The following is a 15,708-nucleotide window of genomic DNA, read 5'->3' as shown; positions in this document are numbered from 1 at the left end:
GGATCGTCGGCGACACTGTTCTAGAGCAGTCGGCAGGTACTTCTACCCGGGACCTCAACCCCGGCGGGGTGCCTGCCGATATCTCTGCTGATCGGCGTCTCGAATACCCCTGAAACCTGGCGCCAGCCCTGCTCCCACGTCAGGATGTACCCATGAAGCGCTCGCCCGGCGGCTCGACCTCGTCGAACCGCTCCTCCCGGCACGTCACCCTGCGTCTCCGGCGTCTCGCCGTGGCCGCGGTGGGCGGGGCCGTCGTCGTCGTGACCGCCACCAGCCAGGTCGGAGCGGCCCCCGTGGCCGTGGTCCCGGCCGCGGCGCCCGCCGCGGAGACGGCGGAGACGGCGAGCACCGACTACTGGGCTGCGCCGACCGAGCTCCCGCAGCCGGCCACGCTGGCCGCCGCCGAGCCGGCCGTCGAGCGCGCCGCACGTGCCGCGGCCCGGGGCGGCTCCTCGCGCACCGTCGCTGCCATCGGCGCGCCGGACGAGGCCGCTCTCACCGACATCCCCGCCCCGGCGCTGTCGGCCTACCAGCGGGCCGCGGCCGTCATCGACGAGGCCATGCCCAGCTGTGCCCTCGACTGGGAGCTGCTCGCGGCGATCGGTCGGGTCGAGTCCGACCACGGCCGCTTCGGCGGCAGCGTGCTGTCGGCCCGCGGGGTCGCCAAGCCCTCGATCATCGGCGTGCCCCTGACCGGTGGTGAGGGCACCCGCCGCATCTCCGACAGCGACGCCGGTGAGCTCGACGGCGACAAGGTCCTCGACCGCGCCGTCGGCCCGATGCAGTTCATCCCGTCCACCTGGTCGGTCGTCGGGGTCGACGCCGACGGTGACGGTGAGCGGAACCCGCAGGACATCGACGACGCCGCCCTCGCCGCGGCGGTCTACCTCTGCGGCGACGGGGACGACCTGTCCACCGTCGGTGGTCGCGAGGCCGCCGTGCTGACCTACAACAACAGCAGCTCCTACGTCGCCACGGTCCTCGCGCTGCGCTCGGCCTACGCCCAGGGCGACCCGGCCACGACCGTCCCGACCGTCAGCACGGTCGACCTCGGCACCGGCTCGGCCGCGACCGCTCCCGAGGGAGCCGCGCCGCTGACCGGCCAGGCACAGGACGCCGCCGACCAGCAGATGGTCGCCGAGGAGCGCGACGCGGCCGACAAGGTGTCGAAGGCCACCGGGCCGCGTGGTGCCGGCCAGGACCGCGACGACCAGGGCCGCGACAGGGGCGACCGCCCCGCCAAGGGCGGCACCGTCCGGGCGGACCAGGACCGCGACCAGGACCTCGACAGCTCCGGCGAGAACGTGCCCCGCGGCAACGGTGGCGGTGCGCAGCCGGAGGCGCCGGTCGACCCGGAGACCCCGGTCGACCCGGAGAACCCGGTCGAGCCGACCGACCCCGTGCAGACGCCGGACCCCACGGCGTCGCCCGCCCCGGCGGCGCCGAGCCCGACGGCCCCGGCCCCGGCGCCCGAGCCCGAGCTGGTGCTGCCGTCCTCGCCCGACCTGGTGGAGCTGACGCTCGCGAGCGGCACCGTCGTGACCGTCGCGGACCTCGTGGCCGACCCGACCCTCGTGCCCGAGGACCAGGTCGCCGCGGCCTTCGAGGCAGCGGGGTACGACCCGGTGGTCGGCCTCGCCGAGCTCGCCGAGCTCGCCGCGCTCTGAGCCTGCCCGGCCCCGGGCACGCATGACGTACGCCTTCGACGAGCAGACCGCCGTCGTCCCCCTCGGGGACGGCGCGTGGTCGGCCGACCTGCACGGCGGCTGGACCGTCGGCGGCGGGCTCAACGGCGGCTACCTGCTCGCGATCCTCGGCCGCACCCTGGGTGAGGCGCTGCCCGGGAAGCCCGACCCGCTCAGCACCAGCGCCTACTACGTCTCGGCCGCCTCGCCGGGCCCGGCGACGGTACGGGTGCGGGTGCGACGGGAGGGCCGCGCCACGGCGACCGCCTCGGTCGAGCTCGTCCAGGACGTCGAGGGCCGGGAGGTGGTGCGGGTGACCGCGCTGGCCACCTGCGGCGACCTCGGGCGCGCAGCCGGGGACGTGCGGACCACGGCCGAGCCGCTGGTCCTGCCTGCACCGGAGGACTGCGTGGGCGCGACCGACGTCGCGCCGGAGGGGACCCGGACGCCGCCGCGGCTGATGAGCCGCTTCGACCTGCGCATCCCGCGGGAGCAGGCCGGGTGGGCGGTCGGCCGCCCGAGCGGCCGCGGCGAGATCAGTGCGTGGTTCCGCCTCGAGGGTGGCCGCGAGCCGGACGTGCTCGCCCTGCTCAGTGCCGTCGACGCGCTGCCGCCGGTCACGTTCTGCCTCGGCCTGCCCGGCTGGGCGCCGACGCTGGAGCTGACCGCACACGTGCGGGCCCGGCCGGCACCGGGGTGGCTGCGGGTGCGGCACGCCACCCGCAACCTGGCCGGAGGCATGTTCGAGGAGGACTGCGAGGTCTGGGACTCCGCCGACCGGCTGGTCGCGCAGTCCCGGCAGCTCGCGCTGGCGCCCCGGACCTCCTAGCCCCCGCCGGGGCGCGTGCTCCTAGAAGCGGTCCGCCCGCATCGCCACGACCCACCGGCGGCGGGGGTGCTCGGTCGCCGACCAGAGCAGCCCGGTGGCGGGGTCGTGGGCGAGGTCCTCGGGCCCCATCGGCAGCGCACGGCGGTGCTCGCGCAGCGCCCCGTGCGGACCGGACCACACCGAGCCCGGCCCCCAGGGGCCGTGGGAGGCGGTGGCCACGAACCGGTCGCCGAGGTCGACGACGCCCTGCATCTGGGCCACCCCCTCGCCCAGGACCGGGTGCGCCCTGCCGTCGGGGCCCAGCGCCGGCAGGCCGGCGTCGTCGAGCGCGAACCGGGCCAGCCGCCGCGTCTGCTTCCCGCGGGCGTACTCGCCGACCAGCAGGCTGCGGACGCCGTCCGCCCCGGCTGGGGTGGGGGAGAAGAACGAGTACCGCAGCGGCTCGGTGCCCTCCTCGGCCCCGGCGCGGTGGGCCAGACGCACCGGGAGCACGTAGCGGTAGCCGAAGTGGGCGTCGCGCAGGGGCCCGGGGGGCAGCTCCAGCAGGTCGTCGAGGTGGCAGCTGGCGAACCCCCGCTTGGTGGCGGCCACGTGCAGCCAGGACCCGGTCCAGGCCAGGCCGCCCGCGTGCGCGACCAGCGGCCGTCCGGCGGCCCCGTCGCCGGCCCCGCGGGCCACGACCACGAGGACGTGCTCGTAGCGCCGGCGCGCCGGGTCCAGCACGGCCACCCGGACGCCCTGGCCCTTCGCGGGCCCGCCGGGGGCGCCGGCGACGTGCTTGGCGTACCAGGCCACGGCCACGAGGTGCCGCCCGCCCGCGGAGCCGGTGGTCACGCCCTGGGGCCACCAGCGGGGGTCGCGCCGGTCGGTGGCGTCCCAGGTCCAGGCCCGGTGCACGCCGCGCAGCGGGAGCGCCTGGATCGGGGTGCGGCGGGCGCGTCGCCCGAGGCGGTCGACGAACGACGCGAGCGGGACCCGCCCACCCCCGGCGGCCTGCGCGCGGGCGGTGAGGGCGTCGATCGCCCCGGCGTCCTCCTCGTCGCGGGTGAGGAACAGCCGGCGGTCGGGCAGGGCGTCCGGGGTCATGACCGCGACGCTAGCCCGCCGCGCAGGGCGATCGCGACGCCCACGCTGGCCAGCAGCAGGCCCGCCAGCTGACGCGGTCCCAGCACGTCGCCGAAGGCCACCCACGCCATCACCGCCGTCACCGGGGGGCTGAGGAAGAACACGCTCGAGGAGGCGCCCGCACCGCCGCGGCGCACCACCGCGCCGAGCAGGAACAGCCCCAGCACCGAGTTCACCGCCGCGAGCAGCACCACGGTCACGACCGCCTGGGACAGGTCGGTGACCGGCCACGGCCCCTCCAGGGTCAGCCCCAGCACCAGCATCGGCGGGGCGGAGACGGCCAGCTGCAGCGTCAGGGACCACAGCGGGTCCAGACCGCGCTCGGTGCCGCCGAGCCACCGCTGGCCCAGGGTGCCCAGGCTCAGGGCGAGGGTGGCCACCACCCCGAGGCCGAGGCCGAGCGGTCCGCCCGCACCCTCGACGTCCGGGCCCAGCACCACCAGCACACCGGCCACCCCGAGGACGAACCCGACGACCTGGACCAGCCCCACCCGCTCCTCGAGCAGGACGCCGGCCAGCAGCACCGTCAGGACCGGTGACAGCGAGTGCAGGAGCGCGCCCAGCGTCGGCGCGAGCCCGGCGTCGAAGGCGAGGTACATCAGCCCGAACTGGACCGCGTTCATCACCAGTCCCACGCCGGCCACCCGCACCAGCACCGGGCGGGTGACCCGCAGGGGGCCACGGAGCCAGCGGGCGAGCACCCCGGCGAGCACGGCGGCCAGGACGAACCGGTAGCCCAGCACGCTCAGCGGACCGGCGGCGGCGACCGAGGCCGGGCCGAGGATGTAGCCCGAGGACCAGACCAGCACGAACGCCGCGGCGGGGCCGACCGGCACCGCGTTCGGGGCGACCGGCCCGGTCGCACCGGCGGGCGCGGCGGGCGCGGGCGGCGTGGTGGGCACCACGGCACCCTGTCACGGGCCGGGTCACCTAGCATCGCTGTCCGTGGCGCGACGGCTGGTGGTGGGAGCGGCCGTGCTGCGCGACGGCCGGGTGCTCGCGGCGCGGCGCACGGCGCCGCCGGCCGCGGCGGGGCGCTGGGAGCTGCCCGGCGGCAAGGTCGAACCGGGCGAGGCGCCCGCCGACGCCGTCGCGCGCGAGCTGGTCGAGGAGCTCGGCGTCGACGTCGAGGTCACCGGGTGGCTGCCGGGCCGGGTCCCGGTCGGCGACGCCCTGGAGCTGGCGGTGGCGACCGCCGTGCTCGTGCGCGGCGAGCCCGAGGCCCGCGAGCACGACCGGTTGTGCTGGGTCGACGCGGCGGGTCTGGCGGACCTGGACTGGCTCGACGGTGACCGCCCGTTCCTGCCGGCCCTCGCCGCGCTGCTCGCCCCCGACGACGGCGCCCCGACACCGCCGACCGGCACGCGGCGGGTGGTGCTCTTCGAGGAGGACGACGCCCGCGCGGTGGCCCGCCGGCTGCTCGACGACGGCTTCGCGACCAGCGTCGAGCGGGAGCGGCTGGCCGGGGAGGACGACGACGAGGACCACCCCTGGGCGGTCCTCACGGACGCGCCGCCGGCCGTCGTCGAGGTCCTCGTCGACCGGCACGACGGGTGGTGGGAGGAGGACGACCCGTCACCCGCGGCCGTACCGGTCCTGCCGCCGTCGCCCGCGCCGCTGCCCTCCGGCCCCCGCCGGGTCAAGCGGCCCGACGGAGGGCCCGGGGGCGGTCCCAGGGGCGGTGTCGGCGGCCGTCACTAGGCTGGCCGTCATGAGCGAGACCCCCGCCCACCGGCTGCTGCTGGTGCACGCCCACCCCGACGACGAGACCATCGGGCAGGGGGCCACGATGGCGCGCTACGCCGCCGAGGGCCGTGGCGTGACCCTGGTGACCTGCACCGGTGGGGAGATGGGCGAGGTGCTCGTCCCGGAGCTCGCCCACCTCGCCGACGACCGCGACGGCGGCCTGGGCGACCACCGCCGCGGCGAGCTGGCCGCGGCGATGGCCGAGCTCGGCGTCACCGACCACCGCTACCTCGGCGGCTACGGCGCCTACCGCGACTCCGGCATGCAGTGGCACGCCGACGGGCACGCCGTGCCGGCCGACGAGACCGACGAGCGGGCCTTCTGGAACGCCGACCTGACCGAGGCCGCCGACCACCTCGTCGCGGTGATCCGCGAGGTCCGTCCCCAGGTGCTGGTGACCTACGACCAGTTCGGCGGCTACGGCCACCCCGACCACATCCAGGCCCACCGGGTCGCGACGTACGCCGTGTCCCTGGCCGCGGTGACCTCCTACCGGCGCGACCTCGGCGAGGCCTGGGACGTGGCGAAGATCTACTGGGGTGCCATGTCGGAGAGCCGGATGCGGGCCGGCCTGCGGGCACTGCGGGACGCCGGGGACACCACGACGTTCGAGGGCATGGACCCCGACGGACCGCTGCCGCACTTCGTGACCGCCGACGACGAGCTGAGCGCCGGCATCGACGGCATGGCCTTCATCGACCGCAAGATGGCCGCGATGCGCGCCCACGCCACCCAGATCACCCTCGACGGGCCGTTCTTCGCCCTCTCCAACAACGTCGGCGACACCGCGTGGGGCGTCGAGTTCTTCCGCCTGGCCAAGGGCGAGGTCGGTCCGGTCGGTGCGGACGGCCTCGAGGACGACCTCTTCGCCGGCGTCGACGCCTGACCCCGTGCGTCTCGCGGCCCGGCTCGTCCTCGCGGTCGCCTGGCTGATCGTCGGCCTGGTCGTCGGCGCCTGCGCGGCCCTGCTGTCGTCGCTGTGGTGGGGCCTGCTGCTCGGCGGGGTGACCACGGTGGCCCTGGCGGTGGCCGCCCGTCCGGGCTGGGGCGCCCGGGTGCCGCTGGCGGTCGGGTGGGCCGTCGCCGTGCTGCGGCTGGCGCTGCGACGTCCGGAGGGCGACTACGTCGTCGGCAGCGACACCGGGGGCTACGTCCTGCTCGCGCTCGGCCTGGCCCTGGTCGTCGCGGCCCTCGTCACCGTGCCCCTGCGGGCGCGGGGGACCGTCGCCGAGTCGGCGTCCGCGCCCCCGGCTTCCTAGGATGGGCGCCGTGAGCCTCTTCGACACCGACGCCCCTGCCTCGTCGGACGACGACGGGTCCCGGCGGGAGCGGGCCGGTGGCCTGGTCGCCGGGCTGGTCGTCCTGGGTCTGGTGGTGCTCGTCGGCGCAGGATGGGCGGCCGCCTACTACGCCGCCGGTGACAACGTGCCCCGCGGGGCCACCATCGAGGGCGTCGCCGTGGGTGGTCGCAGCCCGGAGGACGCCGTGCGTGAGCTGGAGCAGCAGCTCGCCGACCGCGAGACGGCGGCGGTGCGGCTCGAGGTCGGCGACCGCGGCGTCGAGGTCGACCCGGTCGAGGCCGGGTTGTCGGTGGACCACGAGGCGTCCGTGGCCGCCGTCGGCGGTGGCCGCAGCTGGGACCCCCGTCGGCTCTGGGACTACTACACCGGCGGCGACGAGGCCGCTGCCGTCGTCGACGTCGACGAGGACGCGCTGGACGCAGCCCTCGCCGCGGCCGCGGAGGAGATCGGCCGACCGGCCGAGGACGGCGCGGTCGCGCTGACCCCGTCGGGGCCCGAGGTCACCGACGCCGTCGACGGGGCCACCCTGGACCCGGCGCCGACCCGGGAGGCGCTGCTGACGGCGTACCTCGACCCCGACCCGGTCGCCGAGGTCGCGCTCGAGGCCGTGAGGCCCGAGATCGACCGCGACGACGTGCGCGCGGCCGTCGCGGACTTCGCCGACCCGGCGTTCTCGGGGCCGGTCACGCTGCGCTTCGACGGCACGCCGGTCGCCTTCACCCCGGCCGAGCTGGCCCCCGCGCTGTCCCTCGAGGCCGACGGCGGCGAGCTGGTGCCGCAGGTGGACCCCGACGTCCTGGGCGGCCTGGTGGACGCCCGGGTCACCGCCGACGGCGGGGAGCCGGTGGACGCCTCCTTCGAGGTCGTCGACGGGGAGCCCCGGGTCGTCCCGGCGCAGCCCGGGGTCGACTACGACACCGCGGACGTGGCCGAGGCCCTGCTCGCGGCGCTCGTGCGGCCGCAGGACAAGCGCACCGCCGACGTGCCCGCGTCGGTCGACCAGCCCGACCTGACCACCCGTGACGCCCGCCGTCTCGGGGTGGAGGAGGTCGTCTCCGACTTCTCCACCTACTACCCGGACGCGGACTACCGCAACGTCAACCTAGGCCGTGCCGCCGAGCTCGTCGACGGCACGCTGCTCGAACCGGGCGAGACCTTCTCGCTCAACGGCACGGTGGGCGAGCGCACGCTCGCCAACGGCTTCACCGAGGGCTACGTCATCAGCGACGGCATCCTGGTCGAGGACCTGGGTGGCGGGGTGTCGCAGATGGCCACGACGCTGTTCAACGCCATGTTCTTCGCCGGGCTCGAGGACGTCGAGCACAAGCCGCACTCGTTCTACATCGACCGCTACCCGGTCGGCCGGGAGGCCACCGTGGCCTGGGGCGTGCTGGACCTGCGCTTCCGCAACGACACCGACCACGGGGTGCTCATCAAGGCGTCGGTCTCGCCGAGCAGCGGTGCCACCCAGGGCGAGGTCAACGTGACGATGTACTCGACCAAGACCTGGGACGTGGAGAGCCGCACCTCCGAGCGGTACGCCTACACCTCGCCGACGACGCGGGTCCTCGACACGCCCGACTGCTACGCCTACACCGGCTCGCAGGGCTTCACCGTCGACGTCTACCGCGACTTCTCCCAGCCCGGCAGCAGCGAGGTCGAGCGCACCGAGCGGTTCACGACAGTCTACACGCCCTCGGACAGCGTCGAGTGCGTGCCGCCGGGGAGCCCCCAGGCGGACTGACCCCGCGCCCGGTTGGACCCGTGCGGGCAGTCACCGCCCGCGGGGCCCCGCCGACCCCTACGATCACCCGGTGCTGGTCCACCTGCGCCTGACGGTGCCCTCCTCGCTGACCCCCGCCGTACGCCGGCTCCTGCTCGATGACGCCTGCGGGACCAACGTCGTCCTGCACGAGGGCGTCTCGCTCGAGCCGGAGGGCGACCTGGTCGAGTGCGACGTGGCCCGGGAGTCGGTCAACGAGCTGCTGGGGGAGCTGGCCGACCTCGGGGTGGGCGAGCACGGCGGGATCGTGGTGTCGACCCCGGACAGCACGCCGTTCGCCGCCGCCAAGCGGCTGGAGGAGGCCGCGCCCGGGGACCCCGAGGACGCCGTGGTCTGGGACGCGGTGCTCGAGGAGGCCGAGGACGGCAGCGTCGCCACGCTGTCGTACCAGCTGTTCCTGACCTGCGCGGTGGTCCTGGCCGCGATCGCGGTGGTCACCGACTCGACGGTCCTGGTGGTGGGGGCGATGGTGGTGGGCCCGGAGTTCGGTGCGGTCGCGGCGGCCTGCGTCGGCGTGGTCTTCGGGCGGTGGGGCCTGGCCCGTCGGGCCGCGCTGCTGCTGACCGGGTCGTTCGCGCTGGCCATCGTCACCGTCGTCGGGCTGGCGCTGGTGCTGCGGCTGGTCGGGCTGCTCGAGGTGTCGGACGTGACCGGGCCCCGGCCCCAGACCGACTTCATCTTCCATCCCGACGTGTGGTCGTTCATCGTGGCGCTGGTCGCGGGCGTGGTCGGGGCGCTGGCCCTGTCGCTCGGCAAGACCTCGGCGATGGTCGGGGTCTTCATCTCGGTCACGACGGTGCCGGCCGCGGGCAACCTGGCGCTCGGCCTGGCCTTCCTGGAGCCCGGCGAGATCACCGGCTCCCTCGCGCAGCTCGGGCTCAACCTGGTCGGGCTGTTCCTGGCCGCGACGCTCTTCCTGGGCTTCCAGCGGCTGTTCTGGAAGCGCATCTCGACCTTCGTCGAGCGGCGGTTCGGCGCGCTGCGCTGACCCTCAGCCCCCACCCGACGGCCGCAGGTAGGCCAGGTCGTGGTGGGGGAGCAGGCCGAGCCGCTCGTAGAGCGCCAGGGCGGGGTCGTTGTCGACCTCCACGTGCAGCCACAGCGTCCGCGCGCCGTGCGAGGCGCCCCAGTCGAGCAGCTCGGCCATCAGCGCGGTGGCCAGGCCGCGGCGGCGCTGGTCGTCGGAGACGTGCAGGGCGTGCACCCCCAGCCAGTCGCCGTCGTACGCCGCGCGGCCCTGGGCGAGCACCCGGCCGTCCTGCTCGAGCACGACGTGCGCCCGGGGGCCGTCCTCGACGAGCACCGGCGCCGGGGCTGCCCCGGACGACCCGCAGGCCCGCAGCGCCCGCGACACCGAGCCCAGCAGGAACGTCGAGGCGCCGCCGTCGACCTCGTCCCACCCGGCCGAGACCGCGTGGGCGTGGACGACGGAACCGGCCTCGACCTGGAGCAGCGGCTCGCGGTCGTGGGTGGCGTAGAAGGCCACGACCCGCGCGAGGGCGTCGTCGAGCGGGACGTCGGGCTCGCCGATCGCGAGCGCCGAGTTGGCGCGCTTGAGCAGCCGGCCGCGTGGCTCGGTCTCGGTCCGCAGCACCCAGTCGCCGAGCCCGGCGGTCGCCACGGTCGGCCACATCACCAGCGCGTGGCCCTCCGCCTCCCGGGCGGAGACCCGCTGGCGCACCGAGGGCCGCGGCGGCACGGGCTTGCCCGAGACCACGTCGACCAGGCGGATCGTGACCGCCGGACCGGACTCCGGCTGCACCACGCACTCCTGGTCGCCCCAGGAGGTGCAGACCCCCAGCAGGTCCGTCATCGCGGGGCCGCCGCTCGGGCCGGTCTCGCCCGGGACGAGACGGCGTACGACGACCCGGAGGCCCACGACGTGCGGGCCCAGTCCACGGGCGGGGGGAGAGGGTGGCACGCGGGGATACTAGGCTGACGACGCTCCCCGACCACCCCCGTGCACCTGCTCGTCATTGGAGGACCGGATGACCTACGTCATCGCCCAGCCGTGCGTCGACCTCAAGGACCGCGCCTGCGTCGACGAGTGCCCCGTCGACTGCATCTACGAGGGCAAGCGGATGCTCTACATCCAGCCCGACGAGTGCGTCGACTGCGGCGCCTGCGAGCCGGTGTGCCCGGTCGAGGCCATCTTCTACGAGGACGACACCCCGGAGGAGTGGAAGGACTACTACGCAGCCAACGTCGACTTCTTCGACGACCTGGGCTCCCCGGGCGGCGCCGCCAAGATGGGCGAGATCGACAAGGACCACCCGATGATCGCCGCGCTGCCCCCGCAGAACCAGGAAGGCTGACGCCGATCCGGCCGTCGCGGCCGTCGGTCTCGGCCCGGCTGCCGGACTTCCCGTGGGACCGGCTCACGTCGTACGCCGCCACCGCGCGCCGGCACCCGGACGGGATCGTCGACCTCTCGGTCGGCACCCCGGTCGACCCGACCCCCGAGGTCGTGCAGCAGGCGCTGCGTGACGCGGCCGACTCCCCGGGCTACCCGACGACCCTGGGCCTGGAGTCGACCCGCCAGGCCGTCCTGGACTGGTTGGCGCGCGACCACGGCGTGACCGGCCTCGGCCTGGACCAGGTGCTGCCGGTGACCGGCTCCAAGGAGCTCGTCGCCCACCTCCCGGGCCAGCTCGGGATCGGTCCGGGCGACGTCGTCGCGTTCCCGGAGCTGGCCTACCCGACCTACGAGGTCGGGGCCGTGCTGGCCGGCGCGAGGCCGGTGGCGACCGACTCGCTGACCTCCTTCGGGCCGGAGGCGCCGGCGCTGCTGTGGCTGAACTCGCCGTCGAACCCGACCGGTCGCGTGCTCCCGGTCGAGCACCTGCGCAAGGTAGTCGAGTGGTGCCGCGAGCGCGGCACGGTCCTGGTCTCCGACGAGTGCTACCTCGAGTGCGCGTGGGACGCCGAGCCCGTCTCGGTGCTGCACCCCGATGTCAACGGCGGCTCGACGGACGGCATCCTGGCGGTCCACTCGCTCTCGAAGCGCTCCAACCTGGCCGGCTACCGCTGCGCGTTCGTCGTCGGTGACGCCGCCCTGTTGGCCGAGCTGCTGGCCGTGCGCAAGAACCTCGGCCTGATGATGCCCGGACCGCAGCAGCGGGCGATGGCCGTCGCGCTCGCCGACACCGACCACGCCCACGAGCAGCACGCTCGGTACGCCGCGCGCCGCACCCGGCTGCGCGGGGCGCTCGAGGGCGCCGGTTTCCGGATCGACCACTCGGAGGCGTCCCTCTACCTCTGGGCCACCCGGGGCGAGGACTGCTGGACCACCGTCGCCGACCTGGCCGAGCGCGGCGTCCTCGTGGCGCCGGGCGTGTTCTACGGCGCGGCCGGCTCCGAGCACGTCCGGGTGGCGTTCACCGCCACCGACGAGCGGGTCGACGCCGCCGTACGCCGCCTGGCCTGAGGCGCCCACCTCCAGCGGTCGGACCTCGGCACTCGTGTCATGAGATGCAGGTCTGGAGGGGCCGTCCACCTGCTTCTCATGACATGAACGCCCGGCGGGACCCGGGTGGGCCCGTCCCTCCCGGCTACTCCGCCACGTCGACGTGCACGTGGTCGCGGTGCTCCAGCACGGCTGCGGTCGCCTGGTCGACGTCGGAGGTGTCGACGTCGTAGTCGCGCCAGCCCTCGTCGGAGCGGCGGGTGGTCCAGATCTGTGCGTCGAAGATGACGGTGTCGACGTCGAGCCGGTCGGCCTGGGCGACCAGGTAGTGCGCCATCGCCCAGCCGCGGGTCTTGTTGTCCTCGTTGATGGGCCGCACGAACACGTCGACCGCCCGGCCGGAGTAGTGGGCCGAGCCCTCCATGTGACCGGTCGAGACGCCCTCGGGGGCGTACCCGCCCAGGGCCAGGCCGTCGCCGAAGACGGCCAGCAGCTCCTGGCGCACGGTCTCGGCGCGGGGCGTGAGGCCGACGCCGGTGAGCTCGGTGCTGGCGGGCTCGGCGTCGTCGGCGGTCTCGCAGGTGAAGGAGGCGCGGGAGTTGCCGGTCAGCGCGGAGGCGAGCGCCCGGGCGTCGAGCTCGTGGTCGGCGTAGGCGTCCGGGAAGCCCGAGCGCTGCACCTCCTGGGCGGCCACGGTGATCTCGAGGCCCTCGTAGCCGTCGACCTCGGCGAGCGCGTCGTAGAAGGCGTTGGTGCTGTAGACCGGGTCGAGCACCTGCTCCTCGGTGCCCCAGCCCTGCGAGGGCCGCTGCTGGAAGAGGCCGAGGGAGTCGCGGTCGCCGAACTCGACGTTGTAGAGGTCGGACTCCTGGTACGCCGTGGCCAGGGCGATGGACGCCGCGCGGGCCGGCATCCCGCGACGCACGGAGATCGCCGTGATCAGAGCGGCGTTCTCGGCCTGCTCGGCCTCCAGGCCGACCTCGTGACCGTCCACCACCGCCACGCACTGCGCGGAGCCGGGCAGCACCGAGCTGCCCCGGAGCGCGTCCCAGCCGACGACGGTGGCCGTCCCGAGCACGGCGAGGCCGAGCACACCGGCCACGACGCCGCGGCGGCGGGCCGCGGCGGCGCTCCTGGTCGTCATGCGTCCATCCTCCGCGACGCGGCCAAGCCCGGGGTCAGTTGGCGTGCAGGGCGGCGTTCAGCGCTGGGGCGCCGCCCTCGCGCGCGACGACCTCGACCGCGCCCGAGACCGAGTTGCGGCGGAACAGCAGGTGGTCCACGCCGGAGAGCTCGACGGCCTTGACCACCCGCGGCTCGTCGTCGCCGACCACGGTCACCTTGGTGCCCGCGGTGACGTAGCAGCCGGCCTCGACCACGCAGTCGTCGCCGAGCGAGATCCCGATCCCGGCGTTGGCGCCCAGCAGGCACCGCTCGCCGACCGAGATCACCTGGGTGCCGCCGCCGGACAGGGTGCCCATGATCGAGGCGCCGCCGCCGATGTCGGAGCCGTCCCCGACCACGACGCCCGCCGAGACCCGGCCCTCGACCATCGAGGCGCCGAGCGTGCCGGCGTTGAAGTTCACGAACCCCTCGTGCATGACGGTCGTGCCCGGCGCGAGGTGGGCGCCCAGGCGTACCCGGTCGGCGTCGGCGACGCGGACGCCGCTCGGCACGACGTAGTCGACCATCCGCGGGAACTTGTCGACCCCGAGCACGGTGACGTGCAGCCCTGCGGCCTGCATCCGCGCCCGGGTGAGCTCGAAGCCCTCCACGGCGCACGGGCCGGCGGAGGTCCACACCACGTTCGTGAGCAGCCCGAAGACGCCCTCCATCGACATCCCGTGCGGGCGGACCAGGCGGTGGGAGAGCAGGTGGAGGCGCAGCCAGACCTCCGCGGTGCTCGCCGGCGCTGCGGCGAGGTCGGCGATCTCCACGTCGACGACCTCACGACGTACGCCCCGGGCCGCGTCGGCCCCGGCCAGCGCGTCGAGGTCGAGGTCGACCGCCCCGGACGGGGCGTCGCCCAGCACGGGCGCGGGGAACCAGACGTCCAGCACGGACCCGTCGGTCGCGATCGTGGCCAGGCCCCGGCCGTGCGCGGCGGCGGAGGGACGGGGCCCGTCGGCGGCCGTGCCGGTCTCGTCCTGGTGGTCCTCGGACAGGGGCATCATCGAAGCGTCGGTCACGGTGCGTCAGCCTAGCCAGCGCAGCCGGCTCACTGCCCCGTGCGTCCGTCGACGCACTCGCGGAGCAGGTCGGCGTGACCGACGTGGCGGGCGTACTCCTCGACGAGGTGCACCAGGACGTCGCGGACCTCGATCCCGTCACCGTGCCAGGACACCAGCGCCCCGAGGTCGTCCAGCCGCTCCACCACCTGCTCGGCATGGGACACCTCGCGGTGCCACGCCTCCCAGGCCTCGGCGACCACGGCGTCGTCGGCGACGGCCCCGTCGAAGTCCGCGTCCGGCTCGTCGTCGGTGACGTAGAGCCGCGGCAGGTTCTGGCCCTCCAGGCACTGCCGTGCCCAGGTGTGCTCGACCTTCGCCAGGTGCCGCACCAGCCCGAGAAGGGACATCGACGACGGCGGCACGGAGCGCCTCGCCAGCTGCTCGGCGTCGAGGCCCTCGCACTTCATCTGCAGCGTCAGCCGGTAGGCACGCAGGTAGTCGACCACGCACGCCTTCTCGCCCCGGGTCGGTCCGGTCGCCTCGCGCGGGTCGGGTCCGTCGGTGGTCCAAATGTCGCTCACGCGCCCACCGTGGCCCCTGCGAGCCGCGGGCGCAACGCGGTTCTTGGCGGGCGGGGAGGATGGGGCGGTGCCCGACCCCGCCGGCCGCCCCGTCTTCGTGCTGCACCGTCACGAGCGGCCCCGTCTCCACCACGACCTCCGCCTGGAGGAGGACGGCGTGCTGCGGTCCTGGGCGCTGCCCAAGGGCCTGCCCTCCGACACCGGCGCCGACCGGCTGGCGATCGCGGTGCCCGACCACGACCTGGAGCACGCGACCTACACCGACGAGCACAAGAGCATCGCCGACCACGGCTGGTGGGAGGCGGTGGACCGCACCGAGCGCCGCACCGTGCTCGACCTGCACGGCACCTCCGGGGTACGCCGGTACGCGCTGGTCCGCACCGGCGGCTCCGGTCACCCGGACAGCCACCACCTGCTCCACCTCCTGCGCGAGCAGCCCGCGCCCGGCTAGCGTCCGCCCCATGACGGGCGAGCTGCTCCTGGTGACCGGACCGCCGGCGGTCGGCAAGATGACCGTCGGCCGGGCGCTCTGCGCGCGCAGCGACTTCCGGCTCTTCCACAACCACCACACGATCGAGCCGCTGATCGAGGTCTTCGGCCACGGCACGCCGCCCTTCATGGTCCTCAACGACGAGTTCCGGCGTCGGGTGGTCGAGGAGGCCGCTCGGGCCGGCACCCGGTTGGTCTTCACCTTCGTGTGGGCCGTGGACCTCGACGAGGACGCCGAGCTGGTCCGGGCGCTCGTCCGGCCCTACCTCGACGCCGGCCTGCCGGTCTCGGTCCTCGAGCTGGTGGCCGACCTGGGGACGCGGCTGGTCCGCAACACCGGCGTCGACCGGATCGCCGCCAAGCCGTCCAAGGCCGACCTCGCCTGGTCCGACGCGCACGTCCGCGAGATCGAGCAGCAGTGGCGGATGACGACCGACCCCGACCACCCGTCGGCCGCGGACGCCGTGATCGCCTCGGTCACGGCGACCGGCGGAGCGCACCTGCGCCTCGACAACACCGACCTCACGGCCGACGACGCCGCGGTGCGCGCGCTGGCCTGGTTGGACCGCCGCTGACGGACCGCCGTACGCTG

At 75.3% G+C, this 15,708-nt stretch carries 17 protein-coding genes; 11 read left to right on the top strand and 6 right to left on the bottom strand.

The window, feature by feature from the left end; all coding sequences use genetic code 11:
• Positions 1–152: 152 nt before the first annotated feature.
• Entirely contained in the window at positions 153–1,667 is a 1,515-nt protein-coding gene (locus GV155_RS20475) for a lytic transglycosylase domain-containing protein (protein ID WP_236554338.1), read from the top strand.
• 22 nt (positions 1,668–1,689) lie between these two features.
• Positions 1,690–2,514, top strand: coding sequence for a thioesterase family protein (locus GV155_RS14390; protein WP_160009014.1), 825 nt, complete (start codon positions 1,690–1,692; stop codon positions 2,512–2,514).
• A 21-nt stretch (positions 2,515–2,535) separates the two neighbouring features.
• On the opposite strand, the gene GV155_RS14385 is transcribed toward GV155_RS14390, so the two are convergent.
• On the bottom strand, positions 2,536–3,600 hold the full coding sequence (locus GV155_RS14385; RefSeq protein WP_160009012.1) for a hypothetical protein: 1,065 nt from the start codon (positions 3,598–3,600) through the stop codon (positions 2,536–2,538).
• A complete protein-coding gene (locus tag GV155_RS14380) occupies positions 3,597–4,541 on the bottom strand; it encodes a DMT family transporter (RefSeq protein ID WP_160009010.1) in 945 nt (314 codons plus the stop codon). The genes GV155_RS14385 and GV155_RS14380 overlap by 4 nt, the downstream gene beginning before the upstream one ends.
• A 43-nt stretch (positions 4,542–4,584) precedes the next feature.
• Between GV155_RS14380 and GV155_RS14375 the strand changes: the two genes are divergently transcribed.
• From GV155_RS14375 to GV155_RS14355, 5 genes are all read left to right on the top strand, one after another.
• Complete coding sequence (locus GV155_RS14375) at positions 4,585–5,340, top strand: NUDIX domain-containing protein (protein WP_201300176.1); 756 nt, start codon at positions 4,585–4,587, stop codon at positions 5,338–5,340.
• Positions 5,341–5,350: 10 nt separating this feature from the next.
• Positions 5,351–6,271, top strand: coding sequence for an N-acetyl-1-D-myo-inositol-2-amino-2-deoxy-alpha-D-glucopyranoside deacetylase (gene mshB / locus GV155_RS14370; RefSeq protein ID WP_160009008.1), 921 nt, complete (start codon positions 5,351–5,353; stop codon positions 6,269–6,271).
• A gap of 4 nt (positions 6,272–6,275) precedes the next feature.
• Positions 6,276–6,644 carry a DUF6113 family protein gene (locus GV155_RS14365; protein WP_160009006.1) on the top strand — a complete coding sequence of 123 codons (369 nt, stop codon included), beginning with the start codon at positions 6,276–6,278 and terminating at the stop codon, positions 6,642–6,644.
• A 10-nt stretch (positions 6,645–6,654) separates the two neighbouring features.
• Positions 6,655–8,430, top strand: coding sequence for a VanW family protein (locus GV155_RS14360; RefSeq protein ID WP_160009004.1), 1,776 nt, complete (start codon positions 6,655–6,657; stop codon positions 8,428–8,430).
• 70 nt (positions 8,431–8,500) lie between these two features.
• On the top strand, positions 8,501–9,457 hold the full coding sequence (locus tag GV155_RS14355; RefSeq protein WP_160009002.1) for a DUF389 domain-containing protein: 957 nt from the start codon (positions 8,501–8,503) through the stop codon (positions 9,455–9,457).
• Positions 9,458–9,460: 3 nt separating this feature from the next.
• Here GV155_RS14355 and GV155_RS14350 read toward each other — a convergent pair whose 3' ends face one another.
• Entirely contained in the window at positions 9,461–10,390 is a 930-nt protein-coding gene (locus GV155_RS14350; RefSeq protein WP_160009000.1) for a GNAT family N-acetyltransferase, read from the bottom strand.
• 67 nt (positions 10,391–10,457) lie between these two features.
• Here GV155_RS14350 and fdxA point away from each other — a divergent pair, with 67 nt between their 5' ends.
• Together fdxA and dapC are read left to right on the top strand one after the other, a co-directional pair.
• Positions 10,458–10,784, top strand: coding sequence for a ferredoxin (fdxA, locus tag GV155_RS14345; RefSeq protein WP_160008998.1), 327 nt, complete (start codon positions 10,458–10,460; stop codon positions 10,782–10,784).
• 5 nt (positions 10,785–10,789) lie between these two features.
• The gene (gene dapC / locus GV155_RS14340; protein ID WP_236554501.1) at positions 10,790–11,896 is read left to right on the top strand and encodes a succinyldiaminopimelate transaminase; all 1,107 of its coding nucleotides are present in this window, start codon (positions 10,790–10,792) and stop codon (positions 11,894–11,896) included.
• 124 nt (positions 11,897–12,020) lie between these two features.
• Here dapC and GV155_RS14335 read toward each other — a convergent pair whose 3' ends face one another.
• The 3 genes from GV155_RS14335 to GV155_RS14325 are packed head-to-tail and all read right to left on the bottom strand — an operon-like array spanning position 12,021 to position 14,627.
• Complete coding sequence (locus GV155_RS14335; RefSeq protein ID WP_201300175.1) at positions 12,021–13,019, bottom strand: hypothetical protein; 999 nt, start codon at positions 13,017–13,019, stop codon at positions 12,021–12,023.
• 34 nt (positions 13,020–13,053) lie between these two features.
• Positions 13,054–14,046 (bottom strand): 2,3,4,5-tetrahydropyridine-2,6-dicarboxylate N-succinyltransferase, encoded by a 993-nt coding sequence (gene dapD, locus GV155_RS14330; RefSeq protein ID WP_160011390.1) that lies wholly within the window; start codon positions 14,044–14,046, stop codon positions 13,054–13,056.
• Positions 14,047–14,093: 47 nt separating this feature from the next.
• On the bottom strand, positions 14,094–14,627 hold the full coding sequence (locus tag GV155_RS14325) for a DinB family protein (RefSeq protein WP_236554336.1): 534 nt from the start codon (positions 14,625–14,627) through the stop codon (positions 14,094–14,096).
• Positions 14,628–14,694: 67 nt separating this feature from the next.
• Here GV155_RS14325 and GV155_RS14320 point away from each other — a divergent pair, with 67 nt between their 5' ends.
• On the top strand, positions 14,695–15,078 hold the full coding sequence (locus tag GV155_RS14320) for a DNA polymerase ligase N-terminal domain-containing protein (RefSeq protein WP_201300174.1): 384 nt from the start codon (positions 14,695–14,697) through the stop codon (positions 15,076–15,078).
• 10 nt (positions 15,079–15,088) lie between these two features.
• Complete coding sequence (locus GV155_RS14315) at positions 15,089–15,691, top strand: hypothetical protein (protein ID WP_160008994.1); 603 nt, start codon at positions 15,089–15,091, stop codon at positions 15,689–15,691.
• Positions 15,692–15,708 lie beyond the last annotated feature (17 nt).

The sequence above is a fragment of the Nocardioides sp. AX2bis genome, from assembly GCF_902506435.1.
GTDB lineage: Bacteria > Actinomycetota > Actinomycetes > Propionibacteriales > Nocardioidaceae > Nocardioides.
This window is presented reverse-complemented; position numbering and strand designations above follow the sequence as displayed.